The sequence below is a fragment of the Streptomyces sp. NBC_01454 genome (genome assembly GCF_036227565.1).
In the GTDB taxonomy this organism is placed as follows: Bacteria; Actinomycetota; Actinomycetes; order Streptomycetales; family Streptomycetaceae; genus Streptomyces.
This window is the reverse complement of the sequence record NZ_CP109460.1, coordinates 3,056,897-3,073,685: the sequence shown is the minus strand read 5'-3', so window position 1 is coordinate 3,073,685 and position 16,789 is coordinate 3,056,897. Positions and strand designations below refer to the sequence as shown.

The following is a 16,789-nucleotide window of genomic DNA, read 5'->3' as shown; positions in this document are numbered from 1 at the left end:
CGCAGTGGAGGGTTTTGCGCCAGGTCTACGCGCGTTAATCTCCCACAAGCCAGCGCCAAAGGGGGCGCTTAGAGCGAAGGGAAGGCCCCGTGCGTCGGGTCATCAGGATTGCCGCCGCGGCTACCGCGACCACGTGTCTCGCGTTCACCGCCACCGCGTGCGGACAGAGCTTCGCCGAGGCCAATCGCGCCAAGCACGCGGGCGTCGGACTGGCCTTCGACATCGGCGGCCGGGACGACCACTCGTTCAACGAGGCGGCCGCCCGCGGTACCGAGAACGCCCAGAAGAAGCTGGGTGTCAAGGTCAAGATGCTCACCGCCAAGAACGGTGAGACCGAGGCGGACCGCGAGCAGCGGCTGTCGTCCTTCGCCGAAGCCGGTTACAACCCGGTCATCGGCGTCGGCTTCGCCTACAGCCAGTCCGTGCAGAACGTCGCCAAGGACTTCCCCGACACCACCTTCGGTGTCGTGGACGCCGTGCCCCAGGGCAAGAACGTCGACGCCATGGTCTTCGCCGAGCACGAGGGCTCCTACCTGGCCGGCGTGGCCGCGGCGCTGAAGAGCAAGACCCACAAAGTGGGCTTCATCGGTGGCGTGAACAACGCGCTGATCCAGAAGTTCCAGGCCGGTTTCGAGCAGGGCGTACGCGACACCGACCCGAAGACCAAGGTCGTCTCGCAGTACCTCTACCCGAACAACGACAAGGGCTTCAACGACCCGGCGGCCGCCAAGGCCAAGGCCGCGGGCATGATCGACAGCGGTATCGACGTGATCTACACGGCGGCCGGACAGTCGGGCGCCGGCTCCATCGAGGAGATCAGCAAGCACAAGGGCGTCTGGGCGATCGGTGTGGACTCCGACCAGTACCGCCAGCCCGGTCTGGCCCAGTACAAGGACCACATCCTGACCTCGGTCGTGAAGAACGTCGATGTGGCCGTGTTCGACCTGATCAAGAGCTACGAGGACCACAAGCCGCTGACCGGCATCCACGCCTACGACCTCAAGCGCCAGGGCGTCTCGCTCGCTACCTCGGGCGGCTTCATCAAGGACATCCAGCCGCAGATCGACGCGGCCCGGAAGAAGATCATCGAGGGCAAGGTGAAGGTCAAGGAGACGCCGTAGTCAGTCGCCGTAGCCAGGGACGACGGTCCACCCCGGGACGCCGCAGCGCCGGCCCCGGGGGGCGGTCCCCGCGTCCCCCTGTGACCTTCCGGTCCCGCCTTCTTGTTCTTCGTCCTTTCCGCACCGTCATCCCCGAGGGGAGTGCGCCATCAACGCAGCATCCACGAGCAGTGGCCCGGCCGGCCCGGACGCCCCCGCTGTAGAACTCCGCGGAATCACCAAAAGGTTCCCCGGCGTCGTGGCCAACCACGACATCCATCTCACCGTGCGCCGCGGTACCGTCCACGCCCTCTGCGGCGAGAACGGTGCCGGCAAGTCCACCCTGATGAAGATCCTCTACGGCATGCAGAAGCCGGACGAGGGCACCATCGTGCTGGACGGCGAGCAGGTCACCCTGCACACCCCGGGCGACGCCATCGCCCGCGGCATCGGCATGGTCCACCAGCACTTCATGCTGGCCGACAACCTCACCGTCCTGGAGAACACCGTCCTCGGTGCGGAGAAGCTGCACGGCATCGGTGCCGGCGCCCGCGCGAAGATAAAGGAACTCTCCGACGCCTACGGGCTGCACATCCGCCCGGACGTCCTGGTCGAGGACCTCGGTGTCGCCGACCGCCAGCGGGTGGAGATCCTCAAGGTCCTCTACCGCGGCGCCCGCACCCTCATCCTCGACGAGCCGACCGCGGTCCTGGTCCCGCAGGAGGTCGACGCGCTCTTCGACAACCTGCGCGAGCTCAAGTCCGAGGGCCTGACCGTCATCTTCATCTCGCACAAGCTGGGCGAGGTGCTCTCGGTCGCCGATGAGATCACCGTCATACGGCGTGGCACGACCGTGGCCTCGGTCGAGCCGTCCGGGACCACGTCCCAGCAGCTCGCCGAGCTGATGGTCGGCAGCGAACTGCCCTCGCCTCAGACCCGCGAGTCGACCGTCACGGACGAGGAGATGCTGCGCGTGCGCGATCTCCACCTGTCCGCGACCGACTCCGACGGGGTCGTCCGCACCGTCCTGGACGGCATCTCCTTCACCATCCACAAGGGCGAGGTGCTGGGCGTCGCCGGTGTCGAGGGCAACGGCCAGGCCGAGCTCGTCGAGGCCGTCATGGGCACCCGCAGCCCCGACCACGGCACCGTCACCCTGGACGGCACGGACCTGTCCGGCGCCTCCACCCGCGCCCGGCGCAAGGGCGGCATCGGCTACATCCCCGAGGACCGCCACCGCCACGGCCTGCTGCTGGAAGCCCCGCTGTGGGAGAACCGCATCCTGGGCCACGTCACCGAGCGGCCCAACAGCAAGGGCAAGCTGCTCGATCTGGCCGGCGCCCGCAAGGACACCGCGCGCATCGTCGCCGAGTACGACGTGCGCACGCCCGGCATCGAGGTCACCGCGTCCTCGCTCTCCGGCGGCAACCAGCAGAAGCTGATCGTCGGCCGCGAGATGAGCCACCGGCCCAAGCTGCTGATCGCCGCCCACCCCACCCGCGGGGTCGACGTCGGCGCGCAGGCGCAGATCTGGGAACAGATCCGCGAGGCGCGGCGCGAGGGCCTGGCGGTACTGCTGATCTCTGCCGACCTGGACGAGCTGATCGGGCTGTCCGACACCCTGCGGGTGATGTACCGGGGCCGGCTGGTCGCGGACGCGGATCCCGCCGTCATCACCCCGGAGGAGTTGGGCTCCGCCATGACCGGTGCCGCCAGCGGCCACCTCACCGCGCCGGAGGACGGCGCGTCGGACGACGGTACGCCGAACGGCGCCGAGCAGGGCGGTGAGCAGAAGTGAGCACCTCCACCAAGAACGCCGGCAAGAACCCCGTCGTGGACGCCATCGCCCGCAGCGCCACCCGCGACAAGGTGATCCTCGCGATCGCCGCGCCCGTCCTGGCCATCGTCGCCGCGATAGTGATCTCCTCCCTGGTGTTCCTCGCGTCCGGCGAGAACCCCTTCCGGGCCTACGGGATCATGGCCGACTACGGCCACTACAGCGACAGCCAGGTCTGGATCATCAACAAGGCGGTGCCGTACTACCTCTCGGCGCTGGCGGTCGCCATCGGCTTCCGCATGAACCTCTTCAACATCGGCGTCGACGGCCAGTACCGCCTGGCGGCGTTCGCGGCCGCGGCCGTGGGCGGGGCCATTGCCCTCCCCGGCGCGATCCAGATCATCCTGCTCATCGTCATCGCGATGCTGGTGGGCGCCCTCTGGTCGGGCATCGCGGGTTTGCTGAAGACCACCCGCGGCGTCAGCGAAGTGATCACCACGATCATGCTGAACGCCATCGCCGCCTCGATCATCGGCTACTTCCTGCAGGACGGCCGCCTCGCCATCAAGGACGGCAACCTCCTGCACACCAAGTTCCTCCCGGCCTCCAGCCACTTCTTCTCCTTCCCCACCCACCCCAAGCCGGTCTACGGCTTCGTGGTGATCGCGGTACTGGCCGGCGCGCTGTACTGGTTCGGCATCAACCGCACCCGCTTCGGCTTCGACCTGCGCGCCGTGGGCGCCTCCGAGTCGGCCGCCGAGGCCAGCGGTGTCAGCGTCAAGCGCATGGTCGTCAGCAGCATGCTGCTGTCGGGTGCCGCGGCCGGCCTGGTCGGCATGCCCACCCTGCTCGGCGAGTCCTTCCAGTACGGCACGGACTTCCCGGCCGGCATCGGCTTCACCGGTATCGCCATCGCCCTGCTCGGCCGCAACCACCCGGTGGGGATGGCCTTCGGCGCCCTGCTGTGGGCGTTCCTCGACCGCACCGGCTCCCGCCTGGAGTTCGAGGGCTATGCGCAGGAGATCGTCGGCGTCATCCAGGGCGTCATCGTGCTCTGCGTCGTCATCGCCTACGAGATCGTGCGCCGCTACGGGCTGCGCCTGCAGCAGCGCAAGGTCGGCGAGGAGCTGGCCGCCCTGTCCACCGCCGACAAGTCGGACAACAAGCCGGAGGTGTCGGCGTGAGTACGGACCTCAAGACCGCGACGAAGCTCGCGGTCCCCGGGAAGAGCGGGCGGCGCAAGCTGACCTACCCCTGGATCCTGCTGATCGTCGCCGGCGCGCTGGTTGCGGTCTCCGTCCTGCGGGCCGTCACCGGCACCGCGGACCTCACCTCCACCGGCCAGTTCGGCGCCGCACTGAGCGCCGCCGTGCCGATCGGCCTGGCGGGCCTGGGCGGACTGTGGTCCGAGCGGGCCGGCGTGGTCAACATCGGCCTCGAAGGCATGATGATGCTCGGCTCGTTCGCGGCCGGCTGGATCGGCTGGCAGCACGGCCCCTGGGCCGCGGCACTGGCCGGCATCATCGGCGGCGCGCTCGGCGGCCTCATCCACGCCGTCGCCACCGTCACCTTCGGCGTCGACCACATCGTCTCCGGCGTCGCGGTCAACATCCTGGCGCTCGGCGCCACCCAGTACCTGGCCACCCTGTGGTTCGGCCAGGAGGGCAGCGCGGCGATGCTCGCCGGCGGCAACGACAAGCAGTCCCCGCCGATGCCCGACATGCCGAGCTTCACCGTCCCCGGCCTGTCGGACTGGCTCAACTCCGTCGAGGGCCACCACTGGTTCCTCGTCTCGGACCTGGCCGGCATCCTCGGCGCCGCCGTCACCAACGTCTCCTGGCTCACGCTGCTGACCATCGGCCTGTTCGTCGGCACCTTCTACGTGCTGTGGCGCTCCTCGTTCGGCCTGCGGCTGCGCTCCTGCGGCGAGGCCCCGGTCTCGGCCGAGTCGCTGGGCGTCAACGTCTACTCGTACAAGTACGCGGCGGTCCTGGTCTCCGGCGCCCTGGCCGGCCTCGGCGGTGCCTTCCTCTCCATCGGGGTGCACTTCTACCAGGACGGTCAGACCGGCGGCCGCGGCTACATCGGTCTCGCCACGATGATCTTCGGCAACTGGCGTCCCGGCGGCGTCGCGATGGGCGCGGGCCTGTTCGGCTTCATGGACGCCATGCAGCTGCGCAGCGGCGGCCCGACCGTCCACGCCCTGCTGCTGGGCCTGGCCGCCCTGCTCACGGTGATCGCGCTGCTGAAGCTGCGCGCCGCCAAGCGCACCCAGGCCGCGTTGTCGGCAGTGGCCGCGGCCGCCCTCATAGGCTGGTACTTCCTGGCCGACACCGTTCCGCTGGAACTGGTCGAGGCGAGCCCGTACATCGCCACCCTGCTCGTCCTCGCCCTCTCCGCCCAGCGGCTGCGGCCCCCGAAGGCGAACGGCAGGCCCTACCGCCGAGGACAAGGCACATGACACCCACGGTGCCGGTCGACTGGACCGCACTGCGCGCGCAGGCCCGGGACGCGATGTCCCGGGCCTACGCCCCTTATTCCGGCTATCCCGTCGGCGCCGCCGCCCTCGTGGACGACGGCCGCACGATCACCGGCTGCAACGTCGAGAACGCCTCCTACGGCCTCTCCCTCTGTGCCGAATGCGGCCTGGTTTCCGCCCTGTTCGCCGGCGGCGGCGGCCGGCTGACCGCCTTCACCTGCGTGGACGGCAACGGCGAGCTCCTCGTCCCCTGCGGCCGCTGCCGCCAGCTCCTGTGGGAACACGGCGGCCCGGACCTCCTCTGCGACACGGCGGCCGGCATCCGCCCGCTGTCGGAGCTGCTCCCGGACGCCTTCGGGCCGGGGCATCTGACCCACTGATGACCCACTGACGCACGAGGAGTGGCCGGATCCCGTCCGGTCTGGCCACCCTCGTGTCTATGCGTGTAGAACGGGGCCTACCCGTTCGAAAGGAACCGTCCATGGACGTCATCTCCGTCATCCGTACCAAGCGCGACCGCGGCGAGCTGACCCCCGCCCAGATCGACTGGGTGATCGACGCCTACACCCGCGGCGAGGTCGCCCACGAGCAGATGTCGTCCCTGGCGATGGCCATCTTCCTCAACGGCATGAACCGCACGGAGATCGCCCGCTGGACCGCCGCGATGATCGCCTCCGGCGAGCGCATGGACTTCTCCTCCCTGCCCCGCCCCACCGCCGACAAGCACTCCACCGGCGGCGTCGGCGACAAGATCACCCTCCCGCTCGCCCCGCTCGTCGCCGCCTGCGGCGCGGCCGTCCCGCAGCTCTCCGGCCGGGGCCTGGGCCACACCGGCGGCACCCTGGACAAGCTGGAGTCCATCCCCGGCTGGCGCGCGACGCTCTCCAACGCCGCGATGCTGGACGTGCTGCGCGACGTCGGCTCCGTCATCTGCGCCGCCGGCGACGGCCTGGCCCCCGCCGACAAGAAGCTCTACGCGCTGCGCGATGTCACCGGCACCGTCGAGTCCATCCCGCTCATCGCCTCCTCCATCATGTCCAAGAAGATCGCCGAGGGCACCGGCTCCCTCGTCCTGGACGTCAAGGTCGGCTCCGGCGCCTTCATGAAGGACCTCGACAACGCCCGCGAACTTGCCTCCACCATGGTCGAGTTGGGCACCGACCACGGCGTGAAGACGGTCGCCCTGCTCACCGACATGGCCACCCCGCTCGGCCGGACCGCCGGCAACGCCCTCGAGGTCCGCGAATCCGTCGAGGTGCTGGCCGGCGGCGGCCCCCAGGACGTCATCGACCTCACCCTCGCCCTTGCCCGCGAGATGCTCGACGCGGCGGGCCTCAAGGACGCCGACCCGGCCAAGGCGCTCGCCGACGGCTCCGCCATGGACCACTGGCGCCGCATGATCTCCGCCCAGGGCGGCGACCCCGACGCCCCCCTCCCGGTCGCCCGCGAGCAGCACGTCGTCACCGCCTCCTCCTCCGGCACCCTCACCACCCTCGACGCCTACGCCGTCGGCCTCGCCGCCTGGCGCCTGGGCGCCGGCCGCGCCCGCAAGGAGGACCCGGTCCAGGCCGGCGCGGGCATCGAAATGCACGCCAAGCCCGGCGACCCGATCACCGCCGGCCAGCCCCTGCTGACCCTCCACACCGACACCCCCGAGAAGCTCCCCTACGCCCTGGAGGCCCTCGACGGCGGCGTCCTCATCGGCCCCGAGAACGCCGCCTTCGCCGCCACCCCGGTGGTGCTGGAACGTATCGCCTGACCTGGGCCCGCGGCCGGAGGCCGCTGATGACGCGGCCTGTACATGTGAACGGGATCGGTGGACTTTCGCCGGTCCCGTTCGGCTTGCTGGGATCGGTGACATACCGACAGAGGCGCACACCATCGCGGCGAGGCCGAGGAGGGCGGTGCCGTCAGCCGACGGCGTGGAAGGCGGCGGCTCTCAGCGAGGCACCGCAAGAACGCTTCCACCGCGCGCGATTCGGCACCTCTCGTTCGTCTTCGAATCGACACTGTATTCGTCACTGTGACGTGAAATCTCTCGAATCCGGCTGAAGTACAGCCGGGCTCTGCGATGCTGAAGGCCGATCGAGAGGGGCCGCAGCGATGCAGTGGAAGATCCACGGGGAACGTCCGATCTACGAGAACGAGTGGGTGAACCTGTGGCTCACCGACGTCGAGACGCCGGACGGTCACCGCTGGGAACACCACGTCGTCAAGCTCCGCCACTTGGCCGTCGCCGCAGTGGTCAATGAGCGACGCGAGGTGCTGATGATGTGGCGGCACCGCTTCATCACGAACGCCTGGGCGTGGGAACTGCCCATGGGCCTGGTCGAGGAGGGCGAGACCCCGGCCGAGGCGGCGGTCCGTGAGGTCTTGGAGGAAACCGGCTGGTGTGCCGATCCCGTCAAACCCCTGATCTACGCCGAGCCGGCCAACGGCATCACCGACTCCCAGCACTACGTGTTCAGAGCCGACGGGGCGACGTACGAGGGTCCGCCGACCGAGAAGAACGAGTCGGACCGGGTCGAGTGGATCCCCCTGGCCGACATCCGAGGGATGATCGACCGGCGTGAGATCGTCAGCAGCGGCTCTCTCGTCGGACTCCTCTACCTGCTCATGGACGAGGCGATCCGCTGACCTGGGCGGGTAGCACTTCCCGGAGCCGGACTTCGAAAGACACGGCGGCCGGATCCCGACGGAAGGGCTCCAACTGCTCGTAGAACTCCCGGAGGTGGCCGGCGACTCGTGGTGAGCCGACGGCCGCCGCCGGGGCGAGTGCGTCCATGGCCGTGTGGCACGCCTCGTCGAGCTTTCCGCGCTGCAGCTGGGTGCGGGCCAGCCAGATGGCGTGGAAGGCACGGCCTCGGTGGTTCGACCGGTGTTCGCGGCGCAGGGCGTCAGAGATCAGGGGTTCGGCGATGGCTGATTCGCCCAGTCGGCTGTGCGCGATACCGGTGTCGACGATGAGCTTCGGCTCGTCGAAGTAGACCACCCATGCCGGGTCCGGATCGTCGTCACGGATCCGGCCGAAGTGGGTGTGGGCCTCCGAAATCGCGCCGTGGGCGGCGCCGTGATTCCCCAGCGTGGCCTGGGCGAAGGCTTCGCGCATCGCGAGCATGGCCAGCACGCGTGGTGTCGTTCCGTCGGGGCCCCGGGCTTGGTCCTGGGCCGCCGTGACGAGTGCGAGGGCGTCCCCTGGTTTGTCCTGATAGGTGGCTTGGAGGCTCATGCAGGCGAGCACATTGGCCATGAACTGGCGGTCGTTCACGGCCCTGGCCAGCCCGAGAGCTTCCGTGAAGTAGGCGCGTGCCTGGCTGTACTTGCGGGCATCGAAGTACGTCCACCCGGTGAGCCGGGCCAGTTCGGCGGCGATGCTGTGCAGACCGTGCCGCATGGGAGCAGGACGCTGTTCCTTGAGGAGGTCGACCACGTAGCGAAGCTGGCCGACGACCGCCGGCCGTAAGGTCTCACCGCCGTGCTCGTCGTCCTGGCGCCAGTAGTCCGAGATCGACGACTGTAGCGCGTCCAGCGTCGATGAGCTGAGGTCCTGCTCGGCCGCCAGGGCGAGGATGCTGTCCACGTCCGCTCCCGGCAACCCCGCCGCCAATGGCTCGTTCGCCGGTGGCGGCGTCTCGATCGATCCTCGTGGTCTGACGGCCAGGTTCTGTGGGGCCTCCCACGCGTGCCGAGCCAGGCCGAGCATGTGCCCGGGGATGCGCAGGCCGTCCGAGATCCGCTCGATCACGTCCATGTGCAGGAGCTGTCGGCGCCCGGCGATCACCTCGCCGACACGGCTGGGAGTGAGGTCGCACCGTCGCGCGATCATCGACGGGTAGATGCCTGCGCGGGTCTTGACCAGCTTGAAGATGCGGCCGAAGTCTCTGACCTGGCATGCCCTGATCATCACCGGATCCGTGAGCAGGCTGGCCGGTAGGTCCTTCGGGCGGGGTGGCTCGGGCATCGGGCACTCTCCGGCGCTAGGACTACGGATCGCCGCTCATAGCTAACCATGAGTGATGTTGCCCAAGTTGGGTAATCCGCTTGGCCTTTCCGGTCCGACCCGCATATCGCGATTCTTCTGACCATGGCGAACGGACAGGAAGACGTACGGATGACGCTGCGGGTATCGCGCGACTCCGGCCGGACGTGGGGTTCCCTCACGGAGGTACGCGTGGGCGCGGACCCAGTGGTCCCCGACGCCACCGGCGGCCTTCCGCCGTGTGCGTGCCGCCGGTGCACGGAGCGGAACTCCGTCGGCTCTCTCGGAATGGTGTCGTGATGAGGTGCGCGCATTGGCGCCGAGTGCCGCTGGACCTGGCACGGGAAGCAGGGCGGAGGGCGGCTTCGGGTTTCGTCGACAGCACTGTTCGGTGCCAGCTGTCCGCGCACGGGGACGGCGAGCACTACGGCCTCCTCGATGACGACGTGGAGTGCGGCACCGCGCTGTGGTTCCGGTGGGACGGGACCGGCGTGGCGCTGGTCGTGCTGCGGGACTGTCCGGTGGTCGGCCCCGGCCCCGACGGGGAGGGCTGTTGCCTGTTCGCCGGCCACGCCGAACGGCACACCTGGGCAGAGGTCCACCCCGTGGAGGAGGTCGTGTGCATCAGCTGATCGTGAGCCCGTACAACGACACGTTCCTCGTCGCCCGCCCCGGCGGGCGGGCGGGGATGCAGATTCCGCGATCAATGTACGAGCTGCTCGCCTCGATCGCGGCGAGCGGCAGCACCCTGCCGGACTGGCTCCTGGACGGCGCGCGTACCGCCTGGGGCCTGGACCTGGCGGGCCTGTCCATGAGGGATGCCGTCCTGGTGCGCCCGCAGACCCGGCTCGGCTACGGCCGCGCCACGTACGAGATCAACAAGGGCTGCAACTTCAACTGTGAGCACTGCTACCTGGCCGAGCGGAAGTTCGAGGGTCTGCCGTGGGAGGGCAAGGCTCGGCTCCTGCGCATGCTGCGGGACGCCGGGGTGCTGTGGCTGCAGTTCACCGGCGGCGAACCGCTGATCGACCGTGACTTCATGGACGCGTACGTGCTCGCCTACCGGTCCGGGATGCTGATCGAGATCCTCACCAACGGATCCCGGCTTCACCGGCCCGAGGTCATCGAACTGCTGCGGGAACTGCCGCCGCATAAGGTGACCGTCTCCCTCTACGGCGCGACTCCGAATAGCTTCGACTCCCTCACCCGTAAGCCGGGGGCGTTCAAACTGGTCGAGAAAGGGCTCGTCGCCGCGCACAAGGCAGGGATGGCGCTCGAAGTGGCGCTGATCATCACCAGGCACAACGCGCACGAGCTGGACGCCATGCGGGCCCTCGCCGACCGGTACGGGGCGGCCCGCACGGAGTACGGGACGATCTCCCCGACGTACGCGGGCACGCCCGAGCCCCTGGCCGCGCAGGCTCCCGGCTTCCTGGACAAGACCGGCGTGTTCACGAGCTGTCCCGCCGGCCACACCTTCTTCCACGTCGACCCGCACGGCCTGGCAACCATGTGCAAGGTCGGCCGCGACAACCCCGTCGACCTCATGACCGAGGGGCTGGGCGGACTCCTCCGCCTGCCCGGCATCGCCGATGCCCAGATGCTTCGCACCGGTGGCTGCGGCGGCTGCCGGCTCTCCGGCACCTGCCGGGTCTGCCGACCGCTCGCCAAGGCCTACCAGGAGGCGAAGGCACCACTGAACACCTACTGCCAGCACGGAAAAGAGGAAGCACAATGACCACTGTCACGGTGGAGATCAGCCCCCGCCCGCCGGTCCGGGAAGAGCCCGGGGGAATCGTCCTTCTGGAGGACCTGGAAGCCCTGACCGAAGGCGCCGTCCCCGGCTGCAACGAGGACAACCCCTACCGGTAGGCATCCGCCCGTAGAGAACCGCGGGGGCTTCCTGGTGTTCTTCCCTCCGAAGCCCCCGCACCACCGCCCCGTGGAAGAGTGAGATCCCATGGCGACCACCCGCATCAACCTCGACCGGCTGCCCGCCGCCGCGCGCGCGGCCGTCGACCAGCACACCGGCCCGCTACGGGAGGTCGTGGAGGCCACCGAGGGGTTCAACAGCGAGATCGCTGCCCGCGTCACCTCCGCCACCGGGACCTGGCACATCAAGGGCCTGCGCACCGACCACCCCCGCGCCTGGACCCAGCGCCGCGAGGCAGCCATCGCCCCCTTCCTCACCGGCGTCGCTCCCGCGCTCCACTGGCGCGTCGAGGCCGCCGGATGGGACCTGCTCGGCTTCGAGGCCCTGGACGGCCATCACGCCGACTACACGCCCGGCTCCCCCGACCTGCCGGAAGTCGCCGCCCTCCTGCGCCGTCTCGCCGCAACCCGCTGCCCGGACATCGCACTGCGGCACTCCGAACAGCGCCTTGAGCGCTACGCAGCCCACCCCCACGACCTCCGCCTCTTCGCGGGGGACCACCTCCTGCACACGGATCTGAACGACACCAACGTGCTCGTCAACGGCCGTGCCCCGCAAGGAGATCGGGCCCGCCTCGTCGACTGGGCCTGGGCCACCCGGGGAGCCGCCTGGCTCGACGCCGCCTACTGGGTCATCTGGCTCGTCGCCTCCGGCCACACCCCCGCCTCGGCGGAACACTGGGCCGCAGAGATTCCCACGTGGCACACCGCACCGGCCGAGGGCATCACCGCCTTCGCCGCCGCCAACCGCAATGTCTGGCACGAGATCAGCACCGCCGACCCCGACCCGTGGACCCTGCGCCTGGCAGCCGCCGCGACCACCTGGCACCAGCACCGGAAGACCGTTTGAACCCGGATCCGGGGCGTCGTGCTACTCGAATGAGCGGGTGGGTAATGCCGTGCAGGACGGGGAGCGTGTGGCCAGGGCGGCGGCTGGTTACGCGGGGCCACAACGCACGACGAAGGGCCCACCCCACCAGGACAGGTGGCGGAGCGGGCCCTTCGCGCTGAGGGGGTTACGCCGCCTGCTCCAGGTGCAGCAGCCGCCGTTCGGCCACGGCGCGGCGGGTGGCGTAGAGGGTGATGGAGGCGGCGCCGACCATCGCGGCGAGGCCGAGGAGGACGGTGCCGTCCCAGCCGACGGCGTGGAAGGCGGCGGCGCCGAGGGCGCCGCCCAGGCTGCTGCCGGCGTAGTACGCGCACTGGTAGAGGGCCGAGGCCTGGGCGCGGGCCGTCTTGGCGGTGCGGCTGACCGCGGACGAGGCGACCGCGTGGCCCGCGAAGAAGCCCGCGGTGATCAGGATGAGGCCCGCCAGCACCGCGTACACGGAGTCGGACAGCGAGAGCAGCAGGCCCGTGGTGGTGGTGCCGACGGCCAGGTAGAGGGCGCCGCGGCGGCCCGTGCGGGCGACCAGTTGGCCGGCCGCGGCCGAGGAGACCGTACCGACCAGGTAGACCACGAAGATCGAACCGACGATGCCCTGGGGGAGGTTGAACGGCTCGGAGACCAGGCGGTAGCCGATGACCGTGTAGACCGCGCCGAAGACCGTCATGAACAGCCCGCCGATGGCGTAGAGGCGGCGCAGCAGCGGGTCGGCGAGGTGGCCGCCGAGGGTGCGGGCCAGCGCCCGCGGGCCCACCGAACGGGACGTGAAATGCCGGGCCTTGGGGACCAGCAGCCGGAAGGTCACCGTGCAGACCACGGCCAGCACGCCCACCGCGCCGAGCGCGGCTCGCCAGCCCCAGGCCTGGGCGACCCAGCCGGTCAGGATCCGGCCGGACATCCCGCCGATGCTGTTGCCCGCCACGAACAGACCGATGGCCGCCATCAGGGCCTTGGCCCGTACCTCCTCGGACAGGAACGCCATCGCCGAGGCCGGCAGCCCGGCCAGCGCCACGCCCTGGATGCCGCGCAGCGCGATCAGGACGCCGAGCGACGGGGCGAACGGCACCAGCATCGCGATCAGCGTGGCCACCGAGAGGGAGAGCGTCATCAGCGTGCGCCGGCCGAAACGCTCGGAGACCGCGCTCAGCGGGATCACGCCGAGCGCCAGGCCGAAGGTGGCCGCGGACACGGTCCAGCTGGCCTGGTCGGGGCTCACCCGCAGGCCGGCGGAGATCGCGGGCAGCAGCGCCTGGGTGGAGTAGAGCAGCGCGAAGGTGGCCACTCCGGCGGCGAAGAGGGCGAAGCTCATCCGGCGGTAGCCGGGGCCGCCCGGCCGCAGCTTCGCCGACTCGGGGTCGGACGCGGCGGAGGAGGAAGAAGAGGATCCGGTGGACGACAAGGGAGAGGCGGCCGCACGGTCGGTGACGGACGCCCCGGTATCAGCGGGAGGCATGGTTCGAAAGTAGGCCCGTGTGTTTCATGCGTCCAATGCATGGAAACGGCATAATCCATGCTGTGGCACATGATCCCAGGTCAGACGAGGTTCTGTTGCGAGGCCGCAACAAAAAAGACACCACAAAGACAGCTCGCGGCGGCGGGGAGGCGGAGCCCGTCGAGCTCGCCGCCGGCTCCTGGGCGGCCGTCCTCGCCCCGCGCCTCGCCCAGTTCACCGCCGTCGCCCGGCACGAACACGTCACCCGCGCCGCCCTGGAACTCGGCATCCCGCAGCCGACACTCAGCCGCGCCCTGGTCCGCCTGGAGGACGACCTCGGTGTCGCCCTCTTCGCCCGGCACGGCCGCACCCTCTCCCTCACCCCGGCGGGCCGCGCCTTCCTCGCCTCCACCGAACGCGCGCTGACGGACCTGGAGCGGGCGACCGAATCCGTACGGGCCGACGTCGACCCCGCGGCCGGGAAGGTGGCGTTCGGCTTTCTGCACACCCTCGGCTCCGAGACGGTGCCCGGCCTGATCCGCAGCTTCCGCACCGATCACCCGCGGGTGCGCTTCCAGCTCGTCCAGACCTACGGCGAGGCGATGATCGAGCGGCTGCGCGCCGGCGACCTCGACCTGTGCCTGACCTCGCCGGTCCCCGACTACCCGGATCTCATCGCCCGACGGCTGGACGAGCAGAAGCTGCGCCTGGTCGTCCCGGACGATCACCCGCTGGCCGCCCGCAAGCGGATCCGGCTCGCGGAGGCGGCCGGGGAGCTGTTCGTCTGCCTCGAACCCGGCTTCGGGCTGCGCCGGATCACCGACGCGCTGTGCGCCGAGGCGGGCTTCACCCCCCGCGTCGCCTTCGAGGGGGAGGAGGCCGAGACGCTGCGCGGACTGGTCGCGGCCGGGCTGGGGGTGGCGCTGCTGCCGCCGCCCGCCGTGCCGCGGCCCGGGGTGGCCGAGCTGACCGTCACCGCGCCGCGGGCGGTCCGCGAGATCGGCGTCGCCTGGCTGGAGGGGCACCCGGACACCCCGCCGGTGGCCGCGTTCAAGAAGTTCCTGCTGAGCCGGCGGGGGAAACTGCTGCTCAGGTGACGGGAGTTGCCCGCGCGGGGGAGTGCTTCAGTGCTTCAGTGCCGCAGCGACGCGCCGAAGCCCGCCGCCAGCGGCATCCGCAGCCCCAGCGGCGGCGGCGCGGCCAGGGCGTCCCTGACCGGCCGGGCGAAGTCCCGCGCGAACAGCGAGCCCAGCATGAAGTCGGCCGCCAGGGAATGGACTTCGCCGCGGTGCTGGTGCAGCGAGTGGCCGTCGGAGTGCACCTCGAAGCGGCAGGTGTCGCGGTTGACCTTCTTGGCGCGCTCGGCGTAGCGGTAGGACAGATCGGGGTCGGTGCGCTCGTCGTTGGTGCCGTGCACCAGCAGGACCTGCCGGCCGATGAGCTGTTTGACCGGATCGGGCTGTGCCCGCTCCCGCTGCGGATCGGGCAGCCAGGGCGCCAGCGCCAGCACGGAGTGCACGGCCGGATGGCCGGCGGCGTGCAGCGCGGCGCGGGCACCCATCCCCGTCCCCACCAGGCACACCGGGACATCGCCGTAGCGGCGGACGACCTCCTCCAGGGCCCAGGCCGCATCGCCCGCCGGATGCGCCGCGCTCCCGTTCCAGCCGCTGTGGCGGTAGCGCACGACATGGGCGGTCAGGCCCTCGGGCCGCCCCGCCCGCGCCAGCCGGACCGCCAGCGGGCGCATCGCCAGCGCCGTCACCGGGGACGGCCGCCGCACCCCCGTCGGCCCGCCCCCGGGCAGCAGCAGCGCGACCCCGCTCACCTCCCGGCGGCCACCACCCCTCCACGGGAGCACCTCGCGCGCCCCGTGCCCGCCACTCGTTCCCAGCGGTTTTCCCAGCCGGGCTTCGCGCACCGGCAGTGCTTGCTGAGCCATGACCAGAACGATGGCAGACCAAGAGGTGCCCGCCACCCTATGGACGGGTCACTGTTACGTATCGTTCGATGAGATCTACGCGCGTAGGGGCTAGAGTGCCGAAATGACGAGCGAGACCACCACTCTTCCGACCAGTGAACAGATCCGCCGCGCCCCCAAGGTGCTGCTCCACGACCACCTCGACGGCGGCCTGCGCCCCGCCACGGTCGTCGAGCTGGCCCGCGAGAACGGCTACGAGGGACTGCCCGAAACCGACCCGGAAAAGCTCGGGGTCTGGTTCCGTGAGGCCGCCGACTCCGGCTCGCTGGAGCGCTACCTGGAGACCTTCGCGCACACCTGCGCCGTCATGCAGACCCGCGACGCACTGGCCCGGGTGGCCGCCGAGTGCGCCGAGGACCTGGCCGCCGACGGCGTCGTCTACGCCGAGGTCCGCTACGCGCCCGAGCAGCACCTCGAGCAGGGCCTGAGCCTCGAAGAGGTCGTCGAGGCGGTCAACGAGGGCTTCCGTGAGGGCGAGCGGCGTGCCCGGGAGAACGGCCACCGCATCCGCGTCGGCGCCCTGCTGACCGCCATGCGGCACGCCGCCCGCGCCCTGGAGATCGCCGAACTCGCCAACCGCTACCGCGACACCGGCGTCGTCGGCTTCGACATCGCGGGCGCCGAGGCCGGCTACCCGCCCACCCGCCACCTCGACGCCTTCGAGTACCTCAAGCGGGAGAACAACCACTTCACCATCCACGCCGGTGAGGCCTTCGGCCTGCCGTCCATCTGGCAGGCCCTGCAGTGGTGCGGCGCCGACCGCCTCGGCCACGGCGTCCGGATCATCGACGACATCGAGGTCGCCGAGGACGGCTCGGTCAAGCTCGGCCGGCTCGCCTCGTACGTCCGGGACAAGCGCATCCCGCTGGAGATGTGCCCGACCTCCAACCTCCAGACCGGCGCCGCCCCCTCCTACGCGGAGCACCCCCTCGGCCTGCTGCGCCGGCTGCAGTTCCGGCTCACGGTCAACACCGACAACCGGCTCATGAGCGGGACGAACATGTCCCAGGAATTCGAGCACCTGGTCAAGACATTCCGATACACGCTCGATGACATGCAGTGGTTTACAGTCAATGCGATGAAATCAGCGTTCATTCCTTTCGATGAACGTCTGGCCATGATCAATGACGTCATCAAGCCCGGTTACGCGGAACTGCGGGCCGAATGGCTGTTCCGCCCGGCAGCTACAACGACCGCTGTGAGCAGCAGTTCTGACCCTGCGTAAG

16 protein-coding genes are annotated in these 16,789 nt (G+C 70.3%); 13 read left to right on the top strand and 3 right to left on the bottom strand.

Annotation, left to right across the window (positions count from 1 at the left end; genetic code table 11):
• Window positions 1–89: 89 nt before the first annotated feature.
• From OIU81_RS13345 to OIU81_RS13315, 7 genes are all read left to right on the top strand, one after another.
• Window positions 90–1,121 (top strand): BMP family lipoprotein, encoded by a 1,032-nt coding sequence (locus OIU81_RS13345; protein WP_329147409.1) that lies wholly within the window; start codon window positions 90–92, stop codon window positions 1,119–1,121.
• A 238-nt stretch (window positions 1,122–1,359) separates the two neighbouring features.
• Window positions 1,360–2,898, top strand: coding sequence for an ABC transporter ATP-binding protein (locus tag OIU81_RS13340; RefSeq protein WP_329147407.1), 1,539 nt, complete (start codon window positions 1,360–1,362; stop codon window positions 2,896–2,898).
• A 35-nt stretch (window positions 2,899–2,933) separates the two neighbouring features.
• Window positions 2,934–4,061, top strand: a complete 1,128-nt coding sequence (locus OIU81_RS13335; protein ID WP_329155107.1) for an ABC transporter permease — start codon at window positions 2,934–2,936, stop codon at window positions 4,059–4,061.
• Window positions 4,058–5,338, top strand: coding sequence for an ABC transporter permease (locus OIU81_RS13330; protein WP_329147405.1), 1,281 nt, complete (start codon window positions 4,058–4,060; stop codon window positions 5,336–5,338). Before OIU81_RS13335 ends, OIU81_RS13330 begins: the two co-directional genes overlap by 4 nt.
• The gene (locus OIU81_RS13325; RefSeq protein ID WP_329147403.1) at window positions 5,335–5,736 is read left to right on the top strand and encodes a cytidine deaminase; all 402 of its coding nucleotides are present in this window, start codon (window positions 5,335–5,337) and stop codon (window positions 5,734–5,736) included. Before OIU81_RS13330 ends, OIU81_RS13325 begins: the two co-directional genes overlap by 4 nt.
• Window positions 5,737–5,837: 101 nt before the next feature.
• Window positions 5,838–7,115, top strand: a complete 1,278-nt coding sequence (locus tag OIU81_RS13320) for a thymidine phosphorylase (protein WP_329147401.1) — start codon at window positions 5,838–5,840, stop codon at window positions 7,113–7,115.
• Between the two features lie 344 nt (window positions 7,116–7,459).
• Window positions 7,460–7,993 carry an NUDIX hydrolase gene (locus OIU81_RS13315; protein ID WP_329147399.1) on the top strand — a complete coding sequence of 178 codons (534 nt, stop codon included), beginning with the start codon at window positions 7,460–7,462 and terminating at the stop codon, window positions 7,991–7,993.
• Here OIU81_RS13315 and OIU81_RS13310 read toward each other — a convergent pair.
• Window positions 7,971–9,317, bottom strand: coding sequence for a hypothetical protein (locus tag OIU81_RS13310; protein ID WP_329147398.1), 1,347 nt, complete (start codon window positions 9,315–9,317; stop codon window positions 7,971–7,973). The genes OIU81_RS13315 and OIU81_RS13310 overlap by 23 nt on opposite strands.
• A 317-nt stretch (window positions 9,318–9,634) precedes the next feature.
• Here OIU81_RS13310 and OIU81_RS13305 point away from each other — a divergent pair, with 317 nt between their 5' ends.
• From OIU81_RS13305 to OIU81_RS13290, 4 genes are all read left to right on the top strand, one after another.
• Window positions 9,635–9,967 (top strand): hypothetical protein, encoded by a 333-nt coding sequence (locus OIU81_RS13305; RefSeq protein ID WP_329147397.1) that lies wholly within the window; start codon window positions 9,635–9,637, stop codon window positions 9,965–9,967.
• Window positions 9,955–11,073, top strand: coding sequence for a radical SAM protein (locus OIU81_RS13300; RefSeq protein ID WP_329147395.1), 1,119 nt, complete (start codon window positions 9,955–9,957; stop codon window positions 11,071–11,073). The genes OIU81_RS13305 and OIU81_RS13300 overlap by 13 nt, the downstream gene beginning before the upstream one ends.
• Entirely contained in the window at window positions 11,070–11,207 is a 138-nt protein-coding gene (locus tag OIU81_RS13295) for a hypothetical protein (RefSeq protein ID WP_329147393.1), read from the top strand. The genes OIU81_RS13300 and OIU81_RS13295 overlap by 4 nt, the downstream gene beginning before the upstream one ends.
• Before the next feature lie 88 nt (window positions 11,208–11,295).
• Complete coding sequence (locus OIU81_RS13290; protein ID WP_329147391.1) at window positions 11,296–12,117, top strand: aminoglycoside phosphotransferase; 822 nt, start codon at window positions 11,296–11,298, stop codon at window positions 12,115–12,117.
• Between the two features lie 166 nt (window positions 12,118–12,283).
• Here the strand turns inward: OIU81_RS13290 and OIU81_RS13285 are convergent, their stop codons facing one another.
• Window positions 12,284–13,606 carry an MFS transporter gene (locus tag OIU81_RS13285; RefSeq protein ID WP_329147389.1) on the bottom strand — a complete coding sequence of 441 codons (1,323 nt, stop codon included), beginning with the start codon at window positions 13,604–13,606 and terminating at the stop codon, window positions 12,284–12,286.
• Window positions 13,607–13,701: 95 nt separating this feature from the next.
• Here OIU81_RS13285 and OIU81_RS13280 point away from each other — a divergent pair, with 95 nt between their 5' ends.
• Complete coding sequence (locus tag OIU81_RS13280; RefSeq protein WP_329155105.1) at window positions 13,702–14,682, top strand: LysR family transcriptional regulator; 981 nt, start codon at window positions 13,702–13,704, stop codon at window positions 14,680–14,682.
• Window positions 14,683–14,717: 35 nt separating this feature from the next.
• Here the strand turns inward: OIU81_RS13280 and OIU81_RS13275 are convergent, their stop codons facing one another.
• Entirely contained in the window at window positions 14,718–15,524 is an 807-nt protein-coding gene (locus OIU81_RS13275) for an alpha/beta hydrolase (RefSeq protein WP_329147387.1), read from the bottom strand.
• 103 nt (window positions 15,525–15,627) lie between these two features.
• Here OIU81_RS13275 and OIU81_RS13270 point away from each other — a divergent pair, with 103 nt between their 5' ends.
• On the top strand, window positions 15,628–16,788 hold the full coding sequence (locus OIU81_RS13270) for an adenosine deaminase (protein ID WP_329331135.1): 1,161 nt from the start codon (window positions 15,628–15,630) through the stop codon (window positions 16,786–16,788).
• Window position 16,789: the final 1 nt, after the last annotated feature.

Coding starts and splice junctions, on each gene's coding strand:
- OIU81_RS13325 (WP_329147403.1), top strand. CDS start 5,335: ATGACACCCACGGTGCCGGTCGACTGGACCGCACTGCGCGCGCAGGCC.
- OIU81_RS13320 (WP_329147401.1), top strand. CDS start 5,838: ATGGACGTCATCTCCGTCATCCGTACCAAGCGCGACCGCGGCGAGCTG.
- OIU81_RS13315 (WP_329147399.1), top strand. CDS start 7,460: ATGCAGTGGAAGATCCACGGGGAACGTCCGATCTACGAGAACGAGTGG.
- OIU81_RS13310 (WP_329147398.1), bottom strand. CDS start 9,317: ATGCCCGAGCCACCCCGCCCGAAGGACCTACCGGCCAGCCTGCTCACG.
- OIU81_RS13305 (WP_329147397.1), top strand. CDS start 9,635: ATGAGGTGCGCGCATTGGCGCCGAGTGCCGCTGGACCTGGCACGGGAA.
- OIU81_RS13295 (WP_329147393.1), top strand. CDS start 11,070: ATGACCACTGTCACGGTGGAGATCAGCCCCCGCCCGCCGGTCCGGGAA.
- OIU81_RS13290 (WP_329147391.1), top strand. CDS start 11,296: ATGGCGACCACCCGCATCAACCTCGACCGGCTGCCCGCCGCCGCGCGC.
- OIU81_RS13285 (WP_329147389.1), bottom strand. CDS start 13,606: ATGCCTCCCGCTGATACCGGGGCGTCCGTCACCGACCGTGCGGCCGCC.
- OIU81_RS13275 (WP_329147387.1), bottom strand. CDS start 15,524: ATGGCTCAGCAAGCACTGCCGGTGCGCGAAGCCCGGCTGGGAAAACCG.
- OIU81_RS13270 (WP_329331135.1), top strand. CDS start 15,628: ATGACGAGCGAGACCACCACTCTTCCGACCAGTGAACAGATCCGCCGC.